This is a genomic window from Pseudomonas sp. S3_A09, from assembly GCF_054668065.1.
Window position 1 is genome coordinate 1,662,577 of sequence record NZ_CP162752.1, and the last position, 18,921, is coordinate 1,681,497.

Sequence of the window (18,921 nt, forward strand, 5' to 3'; positions counted from 1 at the left end):
ACTTCTCTCCTCAGGCCGCGCCTAGTTACTCGAACCAATGGGCTCGGGCGGCCATGATCAACTTGCCGGCACGATCATCGTCAATGCCGTCGATGTCGAGCAGATCGTCAATAGACTGCTCGGCCAGGTCTTCGCGGGTAATTACGCCGCGCACCGCCAGTTCCATCGCCAAATCCTTGTCCATACCCTCAAGCGAGAGCAGGTCTTCGGCCGGATGGGCGTCTGCCAGCTTTTCCTCAGTAGCGATGGCTTTAGTCAACAAACGATCCTTGGCCCGAGCGCGAAGCTCGTTGACGGTGTCTTCGTCAAAGCCGTCGATGTTGAGCATTTCTTCCAACGGTACGTAGGCAATCTCTTCCAGGCTGGTGAAGCCTTCATCTACCAGCACCTGCGCCAGGTCTTCATCGACTTCCAGCTCTTCGATAAAGTTGCGCAGGATGTCACCGGTTTCAGCTTGCTGCTTAGCCTGGATGTCCGATTCGGTCATCACGTTCAGGGTCCAACCGGTCAGTTGGCTGGCCAGACGCACGTTCTGACCACCACGACCAATGGCCTGAGCCAGATTGTCTGCGCCAACGGCGATGTCCATTGCATGGGCATCCTCGTCAACGATAATTGCCGCCACTTCAGCCGGCGACATGGCGTTGATCACGAACTGCGCCGGGTTATCGTCCCACAGGACGATGTCCACACGCTCACCGCCCAACTCGCCCGACACTGCCTGGACGCGCGAACCCCGCATACCAATGCAAGCACCTTGCGGGTCGATGCGCTTGTCCTTGGAACGGACCGCGATCTTGGCGCGCGAACCCGGGTCGCGGGACGCAGCCATGACTTCGATCAGGCCTTCGGCGATTTCCGGCACTTCGATACGGAACAGCTCGATCAGCATTTCCGGCGCGGTACGCGACAGGATCAACTGAGGGCCGCGGTTCTCGGTGCGGATTTCCTTGAGCAGCGCACGCAGGCGCACGCCGACACGGAAGGTTTCGCGAGAAATGATGTCTTCGCGGGCCAGCAACGCTTCGGCGTTGTTGCCCAGGTCGACGATCACGTTGTCGCGGGTGACTTTTTTCACGGTGCCGGAGATGATTTCACCCAGGCGCTCGCGATAAGCGTCAACGACTTGAGCGCGCTCGGCTTCGCGAACCTTCTGCACAATGACCTGCTTGGCGGTCTGTGCAGCAATACGGCCGAATTCGATCGATTCGATCTTTTCTTCGACGACATCACCGACCTTGGCGCCAGGATGCGTTTGCGCAACCTTGCTTGGCCAGGTTTCGATCGCCGGATCATCAAGATCGGCTTCTTCGACGACCGTCCAGCGACGGAAAGTCTCATAGGCACCGGTGTGGCGGTTGATTTCCACACGCAGATCAACTTCGTCTTCAAAACGCTTTTTGGTAGCAGTGGCCAGGGCCAGCTCCAACGCTTCAAAAATCACGTTTGCCGGTACGCCCTTTTCATTGGATACCGACTCAACAACCAGCAGTACTTCTTTGCTCATCGTACGCCTCGCCTTTCGCAAGCCATTGGATCCGCGGGATCCGCGTCTCAGTCAAAACTGGGAATAATGTTGGCCTTGTCGATCATATCGATCGGCAACAGGAATTCATGGTCTTCTACCTGCACCACGACATCCTGTTCTTCTACACCGCGCAGAAGGCCCTGAAAGTTGCGTCGCCCTTCAAAGGGAGACCGCAGCTTGATCTTCACTTGTTCACCGGCAAATTTTGCAAACTGATCAATAGTGAACAGTGGGCGTTCCATGCCTGGCGAGGAAACTTCGAGGGTGTATTCAACGGAGATTGGATCTTCAACATCCAGGACACCGCTGATCTGACGGCTGACAATGGCACAATCGTCCACCAGCACGCCGCCCTCTTTATCGATATAAACGCGCAACATTGAGTGGCGACCTTGAGCCGAAAACTCAATACCCCAGCATTCATAGCCTAGGGCCACGACCACCGGGGCCAACAAGGCCTGCAACTCTTCTAGCTTGCTCGACACCTGAACCCCCTCGTGCATGTATGTGCATGCTGTGCAAAATAAAAAAATGGGCGAAACGCCCATCCTTGAAACGCCGTCGAACAGCGGCGTTGAAAGTGTCCAGCTAACAAAAAGCCCCTTAAAAGGGGCTCCGCTAAAACTGGTTGCGGGGGCCGGATTTGAACCGACGACCTTCGGGTTATGAGCCCGACGAGCTACCAGACTGCTCCACCCCGCGACAAAGCTGGGGCGGAAGTATACGACCGATCCCTTACAGGGTCAATGTAACCTTCCACCTACAAGAAAGCCCGCAACAGCGGGCTCTCCTGATAATTGGTACCGAGAAGGGGACTCGAACCCCTACACCCTATGGGCACAACCACCTCAAGGTTGCGTGTCTACCAATTCCACCACCTCGGCAATACAGCGCTTACAACCCTTCTTACTTCTGCTCTTGAGCTGGAGGTACGTCAGTCGCTGGAGTAGCCGACTTTTGCTCTTGAAGCACCGGGACATCATCAGAAGCCGGTTTTGCTTTTGGTACTTCCAACACTGCTGGGTTTGGGAGACCTACTTGAGTCAGCACATGAGCTTTCTCTTTAGCAAAGTAACCTAACCCCAAGCTGGTTATGAAGAAACCGGCGGCAAGTATAGCAGTAAACTTACTAAGAAAGGTAGAGGAACCTTGGCTTCCGAACACAGTATTTGAAGCACCTGCACCGAAAGACGCACCAGCATCCGCACCTTTACCCTGTTGCAACAAAACCAGGGCAACTACGCCCAGGGCAGCCAACAGATGAAAAACGACTACGACTGTTTCCAGCATTTTCTCAGTTTCCCGCGGCGCGACAGATCGCACCGAACTCATCTGCATTCAGGGAAGCTCCACCAATGAGCCCCCCATCGATATCCGGCATGCCGAACAGTTCGACCGCATTGGCCGCCTTCACGCTGCCGCCGTATAGAAGACGCACACCTTGTGCGACTTCAGAATTCTCTGCCGCCAACTGCGCGCGGATGGCTGCGTGCACATCCTGCGCCTGTTGCGGTGTAGCAGTCAGCCCGGTGCCAATGGCCCAGACCGGCTCGTAAGCAATCACTGCCTTTGCAAACGCACCAACACCCAGCTCCTCGATGATGCTGCCCAGCTGACGCGAGACAACTTCAAGAGTCTTGCCCGATTCGCGCTGCTCCAGGGTCTCCCCTATGCACAACACCGGAATCAAGCCACAAGCCTGTGCCGCTGCGAACTTGCGATTGAGTGTCCCATCACGCTCGCCCATCATCTGACGGCGCTCGGAGTGCCCGACAAGCACATAGGAACAACCCGCATCGACCAACTGACTCGGTGAAATCTCACCCGTCAACGCACCTTGCATCGGCTCCACCGCAGAGTTCTGCGCGCCGACCTGGATCGACTTGCCTTTCAAGCCATCAACCACTTGGTTGATATGCAAGCAAGGTGGGAACACCGCGACATCAACACCGCTCGGCAAGGCCAAGTGACGAAGGCCATTGATCAGCTCAGCGACACTGGCGCGGGTACCGTGCATCTTCCAGTTACCAGCTACCATAGTGCGACGCATGCTGTACCTCGTCGGTCAAAGTGGGCGCAGATGTTACCCAACCACATCACCACTGGCAAGCCGAATTCAGGCGCAAACTTCAGTTACCAGTTTTGCCAGGTCTTCAGCGTGTGCGCGAACCTGTGTTTCATCGTCACCTTCGACCATGACACGCACCAGAGGCTCTGTGCCGGACTTGCGCAACAACACGCGGCCACGCCCAGCCATAGCAAGGGTCACGCGCTCGCACGCCTCTTTGACAGCAGGGTGCTCAATCGGGTTTTCGCCGCCGGAGAAGCGCACGTTGAGCAGAACTTGAGGACACTTACGCAACGCCTGACGCGATTGGGCCAAGCTTTCCCCGCGAGCCCGCAGAGCCATCAATACCTGAAGCGCTGCAATGATCGCATCGCCGGTAGTCGTGTGCTGGAAGCAAACCACATGCCCGGAGTTCTCACCACCGATCAGCCAGTTGCGCTCCAGCAGCTCAGCGATGACGTAACGGTCACCTACATTTGCGCGAACAAAAGGAATGCCCAGATCCGAAAGGGCCAGCTCCAACCCCAGGTTGCTCATCAAGGTCCCGACAACACCACCTTGCAGCCTGTCACGCTCATGCAAGTCACGAGCGATGATGAACAGCAGCTCATCACCATCAACGATTGCGCCGGTATGATCGACCATAAGCACCCGATCGCCATCGCCATCGAAAGCAATACCCAGATCAGCATGCTCAGCCAAGACAGCGGCCTGCAATTGCTCCATATGGGTTGAGCCGCAGTTTTCGTTGATGTTCAAGCCATCAGGTTGAGCCGACAAAACAGTTACCTGCGCACCCAGCTCCTTGAACACGCTTGGCGCCACCTTATAGGTCGCCCCATGAGCGCAGTCGACAACAAGCTTCAGGCCGGCAAAACTGGTGCTGCTCGGCACACTGCTTTTGCAGAACTCGATATATCGGCCTGAGGCGTCATTGATACGCGACACCTTGCCCAGCTTGCTGGACTCAACCACCGTCATCGGTGCATCCAGCAACTCTTCGATCATCAACTCGATCTCGTCCGGCAGCTTGGTGCCCTGGCCCGAGAAAAATTTGATGCCGTTGTCATCATGCGGGTTGTGCGAGGCACTGATCACAATACCGGCCTCAGCGTGGAAGGTACGCGTCAGGTAAGCGATCGCCGGCGTCGGCATTGGGCCCAGCAACAGGACATCAGCACCTGCAGCGGATAGACCCGCCTCGAGCGCAGACTCAAACATGTAGCCCGAGATGCGAGTGTCCTTACCCACCAGGATGCGGCACGCGCCCATGCTGCGGAACGCCATACCAGCTGCCCAACCCAGCTTAAGCATGAAATCAGGAGTGATCGGAAATTCGCCGACCCGACCACGGATGCCGTCGGTACCAAAGTATTTTTTAGTCATAAGTGCTCCATCATTCTTATTCGGCTGATTCTACCGCGGCAATCATACGCACTACATCCACCGTCTCGGCAACATCATGCACACGTAATATTCGCGCGCCCTTGGTCACTGCAAGCGCCGCCAGCGCAAGACCACCGTACAAGCGCTCCCCCACCGGTCGATTCAGGGCCAGGCCAATCATGCTCTTGCGTGAAACGCCGACCAACAGAGGGCGACCCAAGGCATGCAGGGATTCCATATGCTTGAACAGGCTTAGATTATGCTGCAGGGTCTTGGCGAAGCCGAAACCGGGATCAAGGATGATCTTTTCTGCGGCAATTCCCGCGACAGCGCATTGAGCGACTCGCTCAGCAAGAAAACCACTCACTTCACCAACAAGATCGTCGTAGTGAGGGCTGTCCTGCATATTGCCGGGCTCTCCCAGCATATGCATCAAGCACACCGGCAACCCGGTTGCCGCAGCGGCATCAAGGGCCCCGTCACGCTGAAGGGAGCGCACATCGTTGATCAACCCCGCCCCAAGGCGCGCAGTTTCGCGCATCACGGCCGGCGTCGACGTATCAACCGAGATGATCACATCCAGTTCACGCGCAATACGCTCGACAATCGGCGCGACTCTCTCCAGCTCTTCCAAGGGAGATACCACGCGAGCGCCAGGACGGGTCGATTCGCCACCGACATCAATCAGGGTCGCCCCTGCCGCAACCATTGCTTCAGCATGACGCAATGCAGCATCAAGCCGGCTGAAGCGGCCGCCATCGGAAAAGGAGTCGGGAGTTACATTAAGAATGCCCATGACATGCGTATGGGCCAAATCAAGAACCCGATTGCCGCAAGGCAACCGGGTGGAGGACAACACAGAAGTCATTTCAAACCTTAGACGTCAGCTGCGGGGCCGCCGATCGGAGTTTCAGGGCGTTCATTCTGAACCACTGGCGGCGTGCCAGAGGTGCCTGAACCGCCTTCCCAATCGCGAGGCTCACGAGGTACGCGACCGGCCATGATGTCGTCAATCTGGTCGGCATCAATGGTCTCGTACTTCATCAGCGCATCCGCCATGGCATCCAGCTTGTCGCGGTTATCCGTGAGGATCTGCTTGGCGGTGCCGTAGCACTGGTCAATGATGCTGCGCACTTCGGAGTCGATCAGCTTGGCCGTCTCACCGGAGAAGCTAGCGTTTTGACCACCACCGCCGCGCCCCAAGAATACCTCACCTTCTTCTTCGGCATACATCAACGGGCCGAGTTTCTCCGACAAGCCCCACTTGGTCACCATGTTCCGTGCAATCTGGCTGGCACGCATGATGTCGTTGGAAGCACCGGTAGTGACACCGTCGAAGCCCAAGGTCATTTCTTCAGCAATCCGACCGCCGTACAAGGAGCAGATCTGACTGATCAGGGCACGCTTGGAGAGGCTGTAACGGTCCTCTTCCGGCAGGAACATCGTGACGCCCAGCGCCCGACCACGAGGAATGATCGACACCTTGTAGACCGGGTCGTGCTCGGGCACAACGCGACCGACAATGGCATGACCGGCTTCGTGATAAGCGGTGTTCTGCTTCTCTTTCTCGGACATGACCATGGATTTGCGCTCGGCGCCCATCATGATCTTGTCTTTCGCCAATTCGAACTCTTTCATTTCAACGATGCGCTTGCCGGTACGGGCCGCAAACAGCGAAGCCTCGTTGACCAGGTTGGCCAGGTCGGCACCAGAGAATCCAGGCGTACCACGCGCAATCACGGCCGGAGCCACATCGTCGCCCATTGGTACTTTGCGCATGTGTACTTTCAGGATCTGTTCGCGGCCACGGATATCCGGCAAGCCAACTACAACCTGACGGTCGAAACGACCCGGACGCAGCAACGCAGGGTCCAGTACATCCGGACGGTTGGTTGCAGCGATAACGATGATGCCATCGTTCATTTCAAAGCCGTCCATCTCAACCAGCAACTGGTTAAGAGTCTGCTCACGCTCGTCATGACCGCCGCCCATACCGGCACCACGATGGCGACCAACGGCGTCGATTTCATCGATAAAGATGATGCAGGGCGCGTGTTTCTTGGCCTGCTCGAACATATCGCGAACACGGCTGGCACCGACACCGACGAACATCTCAACGAAGTCAGAACCGGAAATGGTGAAGAAAGGCACCTTGGCTTCACCGGCAATCGCCTTGGCCAGCAAGGTTTTACCGGTACCCGGAGGACCGACCATCAGTACGCCGCGAGGAATGCGACCGCCCAGGCGCTGGAACTTGCCCGGATCACGCAGGAACTCGACCAGCTCGCCCACTTCTTCCTTCGCTTCGTCGCAACCGGCGACGTCAGCCAGGGTCGTTTTCACCTGATCTTCGGAAAGCAGGCGCGCCTTGCTCTTGCCGAAGCTCATCGGCCCACCCTTGCCTCCCGCACCGCCTTGCATCTGGCGCATGAAGAACATGAACACGGCGATGATCACCAGGATCGGGAAGCTGGCTACCAGCAACTGGGTCCAGATGCTCTGCTGCTCAGGCTGCTTGCCTTCGACAACCACGTGGTTATCGACCAGGTCGCCGATAAGACCGTTGTCCTGGATGGCCGGACGAATGGTCTTGAAGCTATCGCCATCATTGCGTTTGCCGGTGATCACATAGCCATCAACCGCTACGCGCTCGACCTTGCCATCCTTAACTTGCTGGATGAAGTCGGAATAGTTGAGGGTCTGCGGCTCGTTAGGGCTGGAGAAGTTGTTCATCACCGTCACCAGGACAGCCGCGATGATCAACCACAGGATCAGATTCTTTGCCATATCGTTCAATTAACTACCCTCTGAAGCAAGCTCCGCTACTGGCGCGCGCTTCGCATGATATTCACCGGCCTAACTTACTACATTACCTACAACTCTGGCAGGCGCCGTCTGTAACCCTTTGTGAAACTTTGACTACACAATATTCGTAAAGCTTCGTGACGAAAGCGATATAAAAAAACCTATCGACTCCCTTCAAACCTTCAAAGACGCTCATCACTGGCGGCGCCTTCAATGCCGCGGAACCCCCGCGCCAGCAAATACTGCTCGCGAGACCGGTCCCGAGAAGAGTCCGGTTTGCGCATCTGCACCTTGTCGAACAGCTTGCGAATGTTCTTGTGGTACTCGTCGAAGCCTTCACCCTGGAAGACCTTGACCAGGAAATCACCCCCCGGACGCAATACCCGACCCGCCAGATCCAGTGCCAACTCGCACAGGAACATGGCTCGCGGCATATCAACAGCCGGTAATCCACTCATATTGGGGGCCATGTCAGAAATCACAAGGTCCACTTGCGAATTTCCTACAGCTTCCAGGATCTCGGCCAGGACAGCGTCCTGGGTAAAGTCGCCGTGCACGAAGGTCACGTCCGGGATGCTGTCCATCTCCAGGATATCGGAAGCAATCAAGCGGCCTTGCCCACCAATCAGACGACTGGCCACCTGGGACCAGCCCCCCGGGGCGGCGCCCAGGTCGATAACGCTCATGCCGGGGCGGAACAATTTGTCCTTGTCCTGGAGCTCCAGCAGCTTATAGCTGGCCCGGGAACGGTAGCCGTCCTTTTGCGCCTTTTTGACGTAAGGATCGTTGAAATGTTCTTGTAGCCACTTAAGGCTGGTTTTGGAACGGGCCACGGGCCACCTCGAAAAATAAAACGGGTCGTGATTAACTGGGCGGTCCCGGACTCGCTCGGGTAAACTGGCCGCCGCTTTTTACAAGATCAGACGCAGGGGTCAGATTATGCCGCTCACTCAAGAGCAGAAGAAACAGTACAAATCCATTGGCCACCATCTGAAACCAGTTCTGATTGTGGCAGATAACGGTTTGACTGAAGGTGTGTTAGCCGAATTCGAACGTGCGCTGAACGATCATGAACTGATCAAGATCAAGGTCAACATCCTTGACCGCGAAGCGCGCCTGGCTGCCATTGCGGAACTGTGCAAGGTAGGCAAAGCTGACCTGGTCCAGGTCATCGGCAAGATGGCGCTGCTGTATCGCAAGAACTTCAGCGTCAACAAGCAACTATCGAACGTACACCGCTTCAAGTAATAAAAAGGGTCACGGGCGTGCTTCGCGCGCCCCGCCACTCCATCCCGGTGCAGGCTGTAAAACCAGGACCAGGCCGGAAAACCCTAGCACAAGATAGCTGAATAGCTGCCAGCGCAACGCTTCCGGCAGCCAGACATGCACAATGCAATACATTGCACACGCATACAGCGCCATCAACAGCAGTTGCCCGCGAATATCCCGCCACAAACTCCCCAAGCCCTCGGTCTTGACCAGCACCAATACCTGGAGCGTCACGCACGCCGCCGCAAAACCCACCAGCAACGCACTGAGCAATCCATCGATCTCATCAATCAGCAACGGCGCCAGGCCAATCAAGCCCAGCGCAGGCAATACGCCGATGTGCAACAACCACAGGCCACCCACCCAAAGCATCTGAGAGAGCTGCCAAAGCATGGCGCCCGCACGAAGCGGGCGCCGCCTTTCAGACGTGACGAACTTCAACAATCTCGTACTCGGTCACGCCGCCAGGCGTTTTAACAGACACCACATCGCCCTCTTCCTTGGCAATCAAGGCGCGGGCGAGCGGAGAACCGACAGAGATTTTGCCGAGTTTGAAGTCAGCTTCATCTTCGCCAACGATGTGGTAGACCACGCTTTCGTCAGTCTCAACATTAGCGATTTCCACGGTAGTGCCGAAAATCACCTTGCCGGTCTTTGGAATGGTCGTCACATCGATGACCACCGAGTTCTGCAGGCGGCCTTCGATATCACGGATCCGCGCCTCAACCATACCTTGCTGCTCACGAGCAGCGTGGTATTCAGCGTTTTCCTTCAAGTCACCCAGCTCACGGGCCGTACCGATGTCCTGGCTCAGCTTTGGACGTACGACCTTGGTCAGATGGGCGTGCTCCTCTTCCAGGGCCTTGAAGCCCTGGACAGTCATTGGGTATTTGGTCATGCCTTCAATCCTGCGTGTAGATCCTGCAAGCGACGCACGGTCTTTTCCGGACCGAATTTGAGCGCTTCGCAGATGGCTTCGCCAGCAGCAATGGTAGTGGTGCAGTAAATCTTGTGCTGCAAGGCGTTACGACGAATGGAGTAGGAATCCGCGATCGACTGGCGACCTTCGGTGGTGTTGATGATCAGGGTGACTTCGTCATTCTTGATCATGTCGACCACGTGTGGACGGCCTTCCGTCACCTTGTTCACGCGACGCACTTTCAGGCCGGCAGCTTCGATCAGCTTGGCGGTCCCGGCAGTGGCCACGACTTCGAAGCCCAAGTTGATCAGATCACGGGCCACGCCTGCAACCAGCGGTTTGTCATCATCACGCACGCTGATGAACGCAGTACCGCCGGTCGGCAACACTTCGCTGGCGCCCATCTGGGCCTTGGCGAAGGCTTCACCGAAGGTATCGCCAACGCCCATCACTTCACCGGTGGACTTCATCTCTGGGCCCAGGATCGGGTCCACGCCAGGGAATTTGGCGAATGGGAACACCGCCTCTTTCACGCTGTAGAAGTTAGGAATGATTTCCTTGGTGAAGCCGATTTCCTTCAGGGTCTTACCGGCCATCACGCGAGCAGCGATCATGGCCAGGGACACACCGATGCACTTGGAAACAAATGGCACGGTGCGCGAAGCGCGCGGGTTGACTTCAATGACGTAGATGTCTTCGCCTTGCAGCGCCAACTGTACGTTCATCAGGCCGACCACGCCCAGCTCCAGGGCCATTTTCTTGACCTGTTCGCGCATCTCGTCCTGGATGTGCGCCGGCAGCGAGTACGGCGGCAGGGAGCATGCGGAGTCACCCGAGTGAACACCCGCCTGCTCGATGTGCTGCATGATCGCGCCGATCACCACGTCGGTGCCGTCGCAAACAGCGTCCACGTCCATCTCGATTGCGCAGTTGAGGAAGTGGTCAAGCAGCACCGGGCTGTCATTGGACACTTTCACCGCATCGCGCAGGTAACGCTTGAGTTCTTCTTCTTCGTAGACGATTTCCATCGCACGGCCGCCCAGTACGTAGGACGGACGCACCACCAGTGGATAGCCAATCTTGCTGGCGGCACGGATGGCCTCGTCTTCGCTGCGCACGGTGGCGTTTGGCGGCTGACGCAGGTTCAGGCGCTCTACCATTTGCTGGAAACGCTCGCGGTCTTCGGCACGGTCGATGGCGTCAGGGCTGGTACCGATGATCGGCACGCCAGCGGCTTCCAGGGCGCGCGCCAGTTTCAGCGGAGTTTGACCGCCGTACTGCACGATCACGCCTTTGGGCTTCTCGACGCGCACGATTTCCAGCACGTCTTCCAGGGTCACTGGTTCGAAGTACAGGCGATCGGAGGTGTCGTAGTCGGTGGAAACGGTTTCCGGGTTGCAGTTGACCATGATGGTCTCATAGCCATCTTCGCGCAGAGCGAGGGCGGCGTGGACGCAGCAGTAGTCGAACTCGATACCCTGGCCGATACGGTTTGGACCGCCACCCAGGATCATGATCTTGTCGCGACCCGACGGCGCGGCTTCGCACTCTTCCTCATAGGTGGAGTACAGGTAGGCGGTGTCGGTGGAGAACTCGGCCGCGCAGGTGTCAACGCGCTTGTAGACCGGGAAGATTTCCAGCTTGTGGCGATGCGTACGCAGGTTCTTCTCGGTCACACCCAGCAGCTTGGCCAGACGCTGATCGGAGAAGCCCTTGCGCTTGAGGCGGAACATCATGTCGCGGTCGATGCTGGCCAGACCCAGGGTCTTGACCTTCTCTTCTTCCTTGATCAGGTCTTCGATCTGTACCAGGAACCACGGGTCGATCATGTTCATGCCGAAGATGTCTTCGACGGTCATGCCGGCGCGGAAGGCGTCAGCCACGTACCAGATACGCTCGGCGCCCGGCACGGTCAGCTCGCGCTTGAGCACGCTCATGCTTTCCGGGTTGCTCAGGTCGAGCTTCTCGTCCAGACCGCAAACGCCCACTTCCAGGCCGCGCAGGGCTTTCTGCAGAGACTCTTGGAAGGTACGGCCGATGGCCATCACTTCACCCACCGACTTCATCTGGGTGGTCAGGCGTGCGTCAGCCTTGGCGAATTTCTCGAAGGCAAAACGTGGCAGCTTGGTCACGACGTAGTCGATGGACGGCTCGAAGGACGCCGGGGTCTTGCCGCCGGTGATGTCGTTCGACAATTCGTCCAGGGTGTAACCCACTGCCAGCTTGGCCGCGACCTTGGCGATCGGGAAGCCGGTGGCTTTCGAAGCCAGGGCCGACGAACGGGAAACGCGTGGGTTCATTTCGATCACGACCATGCGGCCGGTGTTCGGGCAGATGCCGAACTGAACGTTGGAACCGCCGGTTTCCACGCCAATCTCGCGCAGTACCGCCAGGGAGGCGTTACGCAGGATCTGGTATTCCTTGTCGGTCAGGGTCTGTGCAGGAGCAACAGTGATCGAGTCACCGGTGTGCACACCCATCGGGTCAAAGTTTTCGATGGAGCAGACGATGATGCAGTTGTCCTTCTTATCGCGGACAACCTCCATCTCATATTCTTTCCAGCCGATCAGGGATTCGTCGATCAGCAGCTCTTTGGTCGGCGACAGGTCCAGGCCACGGGCGCAGATTTCTTCGAACTCTTCACGGTTGTAAGCGATACCGCCACCGGTGCCGCCCATGGTGAAGGACGGACGGATAATGCACGGGAAGCCCAGGGTCTCAAGGACCGCGTTGGCTTCTTCCATGCTGTGGGCGATACCGGAACGCGGGCAGGCCAGGCCGATGGACTTCATGGCCTTGTCGAAACGCGAACGGTCTTCAGCCTTGTCGATGGTGTCGGCATTGGCGCCGATCATTTCTACGCCGAATTTTTCCAGGACGCCTTCGCGCTCCAGGTCCAGGGCGCAGTTCAGTGCAGTCTGGCCGCCCATGGTTGGCAGCAGCGCATCTGGACGCTCTTTCTCGATGATCTTGGCAACGGTCTGCCACTTGATCGGTTCGATGTAGGTGGCGTCGGCCATGGCCGGGTCGGTCATGATGGTGGCCGGGTTGGAGTTCACCAGAATGACGCGGTAGCCCTCTTCGCGCAGGGCTTTACAAGCCTGGGCGCCGGAGTAGTCGAATTCGCAGGCCTGGCCGATCACGATCGGGCCAGCGCCGAGAATCAGGATGCTTTTTATGTCTGTACGTTTTGGCATGGGTTTGTCACTCAAATCCGCAGGTCAGTCGGCAAGCCGTCTTGAACAATCTTTGATGAGCCTGCGGGGGCCACCGGTCTCCGGGGCCGCCCGCAGGCCGCTCAGTCAGCGTCGCTTGGCCATCTCATTGATGAAACGGTCGAACAGCGGCGCTACGTCGTTCGGGCCCGGGCTCGCTTCAGGGTGGCCCTGGAAGCTGAACGCGCTCTTGTCGGTGCGCTCGATGCCCTGCAGGGAACCGTCGAACAGCGACTTGTGAATGGCGCGCACGTTGCTCGGCAGGGTTGCTTCATCTACCGCAAAACCGTGGTTCTGGCTGGTGATCATCACAACGCCAGTGTCCAGGTCTTGAACCGGGTGGTTGGCACCGTGGTGGCCGTGACCCATTTTCAGGGTCTTGGCGCCGGAGGCCAGGGCCAGCAGCTGGTGACCAAGGCAGATACCGAAGACCGGAATCTCGGTTTCCAGTACGTCCTTGATCGCCTGGATGGCGTAGTCGCATGGCTCAGGGTCACCTGGGCCGTTGGACAGGAATACACCGTCCGGTTGCAGGGCGAGCACGTCGCTGGCCGGGGTTTGCGCCGGCACCACGGTCACGCGGCAGCCTCGCTCGACCAGCATGCGCAGGATGTTGTATTTAACGCCGTAGTCGTAGGCGACTACGTGGTAGGGCAGGTCAGCGGCGTCGATGGTTGCATGGCTGTCGGTCTTCAAGTCCCAGACAGTGGAGCGCCACTCGTACTTCTCTTTAACGCTGACGACTTTCGCCAGGTCCATGCCTTTCAGGCCTGGGAAACCTTGCGCCGCGGCAATCGCCGCCTCTTCGGAGATATTGTCACCGACCATGATGCAGCCATTCTGCGAGCCTTTTTCACGCAGGATGCGCGTGAGGCGGCGCGTATCGATACCGGCGATCGCCACAACGTTGTTGGCTTTCAGGTAATCGGACAGCGACATCGTGTTACGCCAGTTGCTCGCAACCAGTGGCAGGTCACGAATCACCAGACCGGCCGACCAGACACGATCAGACTCGACATCTTCCGGTGTAGTACCGGTGTTGCCGATGTGCGGATAGGTCAGGGTAACGATCTGTTGGGCGTAGGAAGGATCGGTAAGGATTTCCTGATAGCCGGTCATGGCAGTGTTAAACACTACCTCTCCAACGGTCTGACCGTCGGCTCCAATGGCTTCGCCGCGAAAAATGCTGCCATCAGCAAGGGCGAGTATGGCTGGCTTAGTCAAGAAGACCTCCCGTAAATAAAGCCTGAAAGGGCGATCGCAGGTTGTAAAAAAGCGGAGTGACGTATGGACACGTCACCCCGCTTCTTCACTGAATTATTCTGCGCGCTTTTAGTGGACACACTAAAGCTGTAGCTTACAGAAAAAGGCTTTTTTGGTCCACCGCTAATGAGCCTTAAAGGCAGGGGAATGCGACAGGACGTCGCTTAGCGGGTAAAAACGGGGCCTAAGCATAAGCTTGAGGCCCTGTTTTAGCTACTGATTAGTGCAGATCCAGCACATCGCGCATGTCGTACAGACCCGGCTCGCGCCCCTCCAACCAGAGCGCAGCACGTACCGCTCCCTTGGCAAAGGTCATGCGGCTGGAGGCCTTATGCGTGATTTCCAGACGCTCACCTTCAGTGGCGAACAATACGGTGTGATCACCCACCACGTCACCGCCGCGCACGGTCGCAAAACCAATGGTGTCGCGTGCACGCGCGCCGGTGTGGCCTTCGCGACCGTACACCGCGACTTTCGACAGGTCGCGACCCAGTGCATCGGCAATCGCTTCACCCATGCGCAGCGCGGTGCCCGAAGGCGCGTCGATCTTGTGGCGATGGTGAGTCTCGATGATTTCGATATCCGCTTCATCACCCAGCACGCGCGCCGCCAGATCCAGCAACTTGAGCGACAGATTCACACCGACACTAAAGTTGGCGGCGAAGACGATAGGAATATCCTTGCCCGCCTCCTCCAACAATTGCTTCTGCTGAGCAGTCAAACCCGTGGTACCGATCACCATTGCCTTGCCCGCCTTACGGCAGAACGCCAGGTTTTTCAGCATCACGTCCGGCAGGGTGAAATCGATCAACACATCGAACTCATCCGCTACCTGCTCCAGGCTGCCGGACAACGACACACCGATGCGCCCCAACGAGGCCAACTCGCCCGCGTCCGCACCAATCAACGTGCTGCCCGGACGAACGATCGCCGCAGTCAGGCCGGAAGCCGGCGAGCGCTGCTGCACCGCTTCGACCAGCGTCTTGCCCATGCGCCCGGCAGCGCCCATTACGGCTATACGTCGCATACTCAATTCCTTACAGGTCGCCGAAGAAGCGCTTCACACCATCGAAAAAGCCTGCAGTTTTTGGCGAGTGAGAGTCATCACCCTCCATCGAGCTGCGGAATTCTTCAAGCAGTTCGCGCTGACGGCGATTCAGGTTGACCGGCGTCTCTACCGCCACACGACACATCAAGTCCCCAGCACCGCCACCGCGCACCGGCGCAACGCCTTTGCCACGGATACGGAACTGCTTGCCGGTCTGAGTGCCTTCAGGAATCTTGAGCTTGACCCGACCATCAAGGGTAGGAATTTCGAGCTCGCCGCCCAAGGCTGCATCGACAAAGCTGATCGGCACTTCACAGAACAGGTGCTTGCCGTCGCGCTGGAAGATCGAGTGCTCGCGCACGTTGATCACTACGTACAGGTCGCCCGTCGGACCACCCTGAGTACCAGCCTCGCCCTCACCCGACAGGCGAATACGGTCTCCGGTGTCCACGCCCGCCGGCACTTTCACCGCCAGGGTTTTGTACTCTTCGACACGACCTTCGCCGTGGCAGGAATCGCACGGATCGGAAATGATCTTGCCCTGGCCATGGCAGCGCGGGCAGGTCTGCTGCACAGAGAAGAAGCCCTGCTGCATGCGAACTTGACCAATACCGCCACACGTTGGGCAGGTGATCGGCGAAGAGCCTTTCTTGGCACCCGAACCATCGCACGGCTTGCAGTTGACCAGCGTCGGCACACGGATGTTGACGCTGGTGCCGCGCACGGCTTCTTCCAGGTTCAATTCCAGGGTGTAGCGCAAATCACTACCACGCTGGGCGCCACCACGCTGACCACCTCGACCACCGCCGAAGAAGTCGCTGAATACGTCGCCGAAAATATCGGAGAAGTTCTGACCGCCAAACCCGGCACCGCCGCCACCCATGCTTGGGTCGACACCGGCATGGCCATACTGGTCGTAGGCCGCACGCTTATTGGGATCACACAGGCATTCGTAGGCCTCATTGGCCTCTTTGAACATCTCTTCGGATTCTTTGTTATCCGGATTACGGTCCGGGTGATGCTTCATCGCCAGGCGACGGTAGGCCTTCTTCAGGTCCGCCTCGCTGGAGCCGCGCTCCACACCCAATACTTCGTAATAGTCACGCTTTGCCATAAGTCTTTGCACTCTTAAGGACGTTCAGCCAGACCCTCCTGAGCCTGACTAAACTCGTTGAGCCCCAATACAGGCCCGGACCCAACTCACGTCAATTCAACGATCCTGGTCATAACTGCTTTCAGCCAGGGACCCGGCCAAAAACGCGGTGAATGCCATTCGGAAAGCAGGAGCATTCCCGATCACACCGCCAGCATCCGAACGCTGTCGCATACTGTAAAAATTCGCATACCCCAGACACGCCAACGCGGGAGCAAGCTCCCGCGCGGCGACATCCTACCAGTCACCGCTTGATAGCGGTCAACCGGGCGACCAAGTTACTTCTTCTGGTCTTCTTTGACTTCTTCGAACTCGGCATCGACAACGTCGTCGTGCTTGGCTTCAGGCTCTGCCTGTTGCGCAGCACCGTCAGCTGGCTGACCTTGTTCGGCGTACATTTTCTGAGCAACCGGCGCAGAGACTTTCGACAGCTCTTCGATCTTGGCTTCGATAGCAGCCTTGTCGTCGCCTTTGACGGCGGCTTCCAGGGCAACCACAGCAGCTTCGATTGCAGTCTTCTCTTCAGCAGTCACTTTATCGCCAGCATCAGCGACCATTTTGCGCGTCGAGTGAACCAGTGCATCACCCTGGTTACGGGCGCCAGCCAGTTCAGCAAACTTGGCATCCGCATCAGCGTTGGCTTCAGCATCACGAATCATCTGTTGAATTTCTTCATCAGACAGACCGGAGTTGGCCTTGATCGTGATCTTCTGCTCTTTGCCGGTAGCCTTGTCTTTCGCGCCGACGTGCAGGATGCCGTTGGCGTCGATGTCGAAGGTCACTTCGATTTGTGGCACGCCACGTGGTGCTGGTGGAATCTCGGACAGGTCGAACTTGCCCAGGGACTTGTTCTGAGCAGCCTGCTTACGCTCACCTTGCAGCACGTGAATGGTCACAGCGCCCTGGTTGTCATCGGCAGTCGAGAACACTTGGGATTTCTTGGTAGGAATCGTGGTGTTTTTCTCGATCAGCGCAGTCATCACGCCGCCCATGGTTTCGATACCCAGGGTCAGCGGGCTGACGTCCAGCAGCAGCACGTCTTTCACGTCGCCGGCCAATACCGCGCCCTGGATGGCAGCACCCATGGCAACCGCTTCGTCCGGGTTCACGTCTTTACGGGCTTCTTTACCGAAGAACTCGGTGACCTTCTGCTGAACCAGTGGCATACGGGTCTGACCGCCCACCAGGATCACGTCGTTGATGGAACCAACGTCGATACCGGCGTCTTTCAGCGCGATGCGGCAAGGTTCGATGGTGCGCTGAACCAGGTCTTCAACCAGCGCTTCCAACTTGGCGCGAGAAATCTTCACGTTCAAGTGCTTAGGACCAGTGGCGTCTGCAGTGATGTACGGCAGGTTCACGTCGGTCGACATGCTCGAGGACAGCTCGATCTTGGCTTTTTCGGCAGCTTCTTTCAGGCGCTGCATGGCCAGCGGGTCGCCCTTAAGGTTCATGCCGCTTTCTTTCTTGAATTCGTCAACGAGGTAGTCGATCAGACGAATATCAAAGTCTTCACCGCCGAGGAAGGTGTCACCGTTGGTGGCCAACACTTCGAACTGGTGCTCGCCGTCAACTTCAGCGATCTCGATGACGGAGACGTCGAAAGTACCACCGCCCAAGTCATAAACGATCACGGTGTGGTCGCCTTTGGCCTTGTCCATACCGTAAGCCAGAGCGGCTGCGGTTGGTTCGTTGATGATACGTTTTACGTCCAGACCCGCGATGCGGCCGGCGTCTTTGGTCGCCTGACGCTGACTGTCGTTGAAGTAGGCCGGAACAGTGATCACCGCTTCGGTCACGGTTTCACCCAGGTAGTCTTCGGCAGTCTTCTTCATCTTTTTCAAGACTTCAGCCGAGATCTGCGGGGCAGACATCTTGTTGCCATTTACTTCAACCCAGGCGTCACCGTTGTCAGCTTTGGCGATTTTGTAAGGCACCATCTTGATGTCTTTCTGTACGACTTCTTCGTCGAACTTACGACCGATCAGACGCTTTACCGCGTACAGGGTGTTGTGCGGGTTGGTGACAGCCTGGCGCTTGGCCGACTGACCTACCAGGATCTCGCCATCATTTGCGTATGCAATGATCGACGGCGTGGTACGCGCACCTTCGGCGTTTTCGATGACTTTGGCTTTGCCGTTTTCCATGACGGAGACACAGGAGTTGGTGGTCCCCAGGTCGATACCGATAATTTTGCCCATTATTTACTCTCCCGAAACTTGAATTTGGTTGCCGCAGCAGTGGTGGCTAACTGCGGTAGCACTTAA

Annotated in this window: 16 protein-coding genes and 2 tRNA genes; 1 reads left to right on the top strand and 17 read right to left on the bottom strand. The window is 57.5% G+C overall.

All coding sequences use genetic code 11. From position 1 onward, the window contains the following. Positions 1-25: 25 nt before the first annotated feature. The 10 genes from nusA to rlmE form a co-directional block, all read right to left on the bottom strand. Positions 26-1,507, bottom strand: a complete 1,482-nt coding sequence (gene nusA, locus AB4N92_RS07870) for a transcription termination factor NusA (protein ID WP_010206599.1) — start codon at positions 1,505-1,507, stop codon at positions 26-28. Between the two features lie 47 nt (positions 1,508-1,554). Then, positions 1,555-2,013 carry a ribosome maturation factor RimP gene (gene rimP, locus AB4N92_RS07875; RefSeq protein WP_003235029.1) on the bottom strand — a complete coding sequence of 153 codons (459 nt, stop codon included), beginning with the start codon at positions 2,011-2,013 and terminating at the stop codon, positions 1,555-1,557. A gap of 140 nt (positions 2,014-2,153) precedes the next feature. Beyond that, positions 2,154-2,230 (bottom strand) — tRNA-Met (locus tag AB4N92_RS07880). A gap of 96 nt (positions 2,231-2,326) precedes the next feature. Further along, positions 2,327-2,412: transfer RNA gene (locus tag AB4N92_RS07885), tRNA-Leu, on the bottom strand. 22 nt (positions 2,413-2,434) lie between these two features. Further along, positions 2,435-2,818: a preprotein translocase subunit SecG gene (gene secG / locus AB4N92_RS07890; RefSeq protein WP_010206600.1), complete on the bottom strand. Its 384-nt coding sequence runs from the start codon at positions 2,816-2,818 to the stop codon at positions 2,435-2,437. 4 nt (positions 2,819-2,822) lie between these two features. Continuing rightward, positions 2,823-3,578, bottom strand: a complete 756-nt coding sequence (gene tpiA / locus AB4N92_RS07895; protein ID WP_003194193.1) for a triose-phosphate isomerase — start codon at positions 3,576-3,578, stop codon at positions 2,823-2,825. Between the two features lie 66 nt (positions 3,579-3,644). Continuing rightward, positions 3,645-4,982, bottom strand: coding sequence for a phosphoglucosamine mutase (glmM, locus tag AB4N92_RS07900; protein WP_010206601.1), 1,338 nt, complete (start codon positions 4,980-4,982; stop codon positions 3,645-3,647). Positions 4,983-4,998: 16 nt separating this feature from the next. Continuing rightward, the gene (gene folP, locus AB4N92_RS07905; protein WP_045791623.1) at positions 4,999-5,850 is read right to left on the bottom strand and encodes a dihydropteroate synthase; all 852 of its coding nucleotides are present in this window, start codon (positions 5,848-5,850) and stop codon (positions 4,999-5,001) included. Positions 5,851-5,858: 8 nt separating this feature from the next. Next, positions 5,859-7,769, bottom strand: a complete 1,911-nt coding sequence (ftsH, locus tag AB4N92_RS07910) for an ATP-dependent zinc metalloprotease FtsH (protein WP_010206605.1) — start codon at positions 7,767-7,769, stop codon at positions 5,859-5,861. 200 nt (positions 7,770-7,969) lie between these two features. Then, the gene (gene rlmE, locus AB4N92_RS07915; RefSeq protein WP_010206606.1) at positions 7,970-8,620 is read right to left on the bottom strand and encodes a 23S rRNA (uridine(2552)-2'-O)-methyltransferase RlmE; all 651 of its coding nucleotides are present in this window, start codon (positions 8,618-8,620) and stop codon (positions 7,970-7,972) included. A gap of 106 nt (positions 8,621-8,726) precedes the next feature. Here rlmE and AB4N92_RS07920 point away from each other — a divergent pair, with 106 nt between their 5' ends. Further along, complete coding sequence (locus AB4N92_RS07920) at positions 8,727-9,035, top strand: YhbY family RNA-binding protein (protein ID WP_010206607.1); 309 nt, start codon at positions 8,727-8,729, stop codon at positions 9,033-9,035. A 9-nt stretch (positions 9,036-9,044) separates the two neighbouring features. Here AB4N92_RS07920 and AB4N92_RS07925 read toward each other — a convergent pair whose 3' ends face one another. The 7 genes from AB4N92_RS07925 to dnaK all read right to left on the bottom strand — a co-directional run bounded on the left by AB4N92_RS07925 (position 9,045) and on the right by dnaK (position 18,855). Beyond that, positions 9,045-9,449, bottom strand: a complete 405-nt coding sequence (locus tag AB4N92_RS07925) for a hypothetical protein (RefSeq protein WP_031291218.1) — start codon at positions 9,447-9,449, stop codon at positions 9,045-9,047. 28 nt (positions 9,450-9,477) lie between these two features. Further along, positions 9,478-9,954 carry a transcription elongation factor GreA gene (greA, locus tag AB4N92_RS07930; RefSeq protein ID WP_010206609.1) on the bottom strand — a complete coding sequence of 159 codons (477 nt, stop codon included), beginning with the start codon at positions 9,952-9,954 and terminating at the stop codon, positions 9,478-9,480. Beyond that, positions 9,951-13,172 carry a carbamoyl-phosphate synthase large subunit gene (gene carB / locus AB4N92_RS07935; RefSeq protein ID WP_010206612.1) on the bottom strand — a complete coding sequence of 1,074 codons (3,222 nt, stop codon included), beginning with the start codon at positions 13,170-13,172 and terminating at the stop codon, positions 9,951-9,953. Before carB ends, greA begins: the two co-directional genes overlap by 4 nt. A 105-nt stretch (positions 13,173-13,277) precedes the next feature. Beyond that, complete coding sequence (carA, locus tag AB4N92_RS07940; protein WP_010206613.1) at positions 13,278-14,414, bottom strand: glutamine-hydrolyzing carbamoyl-phosphate synthase small subunit; 1,137 nt, start codon at positions 14,412-14,414, stop codon at positions 13,278-13,280. 259 nt (positions 14,415-14,673) lie between these two features. After that, positions 14,674-15,480, bottom strand: coding sequence for a 4-hydroxy-tetrahydrodipicolinate reductase (gene dapB / locus AB4N92_RS07945; RefSeq protein ID WP_010206614.1), 807 nt, complete (start codon positions 15,478-15,480; stop codon positions 14,674-14,676). 10 nt (positions 15,481-15,490) lie between these two features. Continuing rightward, positions 15,491-16,615, bottom strand: a complete 1,125-nt coding sequence (gene dnaJ, locus AB4N92_RS07950) for a molecular chaperone DnaJ (protein ID WP_010206615.1) — start codon at positions 16,613-16,615, stop codon at positions 15,491-15,493. A gap of 317 nt (positions 16,616-16,932) precedes the next feature. Beyond that, positions 16,933-18,855, bottom strand: a complete 1,923-nt coding sequence (gene dnaK, locus AB4N92_RS07955) for a molecular chaperone DnaK (RefSeq protein WP_010206617.1) — start codon at positions 18,853-18,855, stop codon at positions 16,933-16,935. Positions 18,856-18,921 lie beyond the last annotated feature (66 nt).

Bases quoted from the DNA above. Each gene is read 5' to 3' on its own strand.
- nusA (WP_010206599.1), bottom strand. From the start codon at position 1,507: ATGAGCAAAGAAGTACTGCTGGTTGTTGAGTCGGTATCCAATGAAAAG.
- secG (WP_010206600.1), bottom strand. From the start codon at position 2,818: ATGCTGGAAACAGTCGTAGTCGTTTTTCATCTGTTGGCTGCCCTGGGC.
- tpiA (WP_003194193.1), bottom strand. From the start codon at position 3,578: ATGCGTCGCACTATGGTAGCTGGTAACTGGAAGATGCACGGTACCCGC.
- glmM (WP_010206601.1), bottom strand. From the start codon at position 4,982: ATGACTAAAAAATACTTTGGTACCGACGGCATCCGTGGTCGGGTCGGC.
- folP (WP_045791623.1), bottom strand. From the start codon at position 5,850: ATGACTTCTGTGTTGTCCTCCACCCGGTTGCCTTGCGGCAATCGGGTT.
- ftsH (WP_010206605.1), bottom strand. From the start codon at position 7,769: ATGGCAAAGAATCTGATCCTGTGGTTGATCATCGCGGCTGTCCTGGTG.
- AB4N92_RS07920 (WP_010206607.1), top strand. From the start codon at position 8,727: ATGCCGCTCACTCAAGAGCAGAAGAAACAGTACAAATCCATTGGCCAC.
- AB4N92_RS07925 (WP_031291218.1), bottom strand. From the start codon at position 9,449: ATGCTTTGGCAGCTCTCTCAGATGCTTTGGGTGGGTGGCCTGTGGTTG.
- greA (WP_010206609.1), bottom strand. From the start codon at position 9,954: ATGACCAAATACCCAATGACTGTCCAGGGCTTCAAGGCCCTGGAAGAG.
- carB (WP_010206612.1), bottom strand. From the start codon at position 13,172: ATGCCAAAACGTACAGACATAAAAAGCATCCTGATTCTCGGCGCTGGC.
- dapB (WP_010206614.1), bottom strand. From the start codon at position 15,480: ATGCGACGTATAGCCGTAATGGGCGCTGCCGGGCGCATGGGCAAGACG.
- dnaJ (WP_010206615.1), bottom strand. From the start codon at position 16,615: ATGGCAAAGCGTGACTATTACGAAGTATTGGGTGTGGAGCGCGGCTCC.
- dnaK (WP_010206617.1), bottom strand. From the start codon at position 18,855: ATGGGCAAAATTATCGGTATCGACCTGGGGACCACCAACTCCTGTGTC.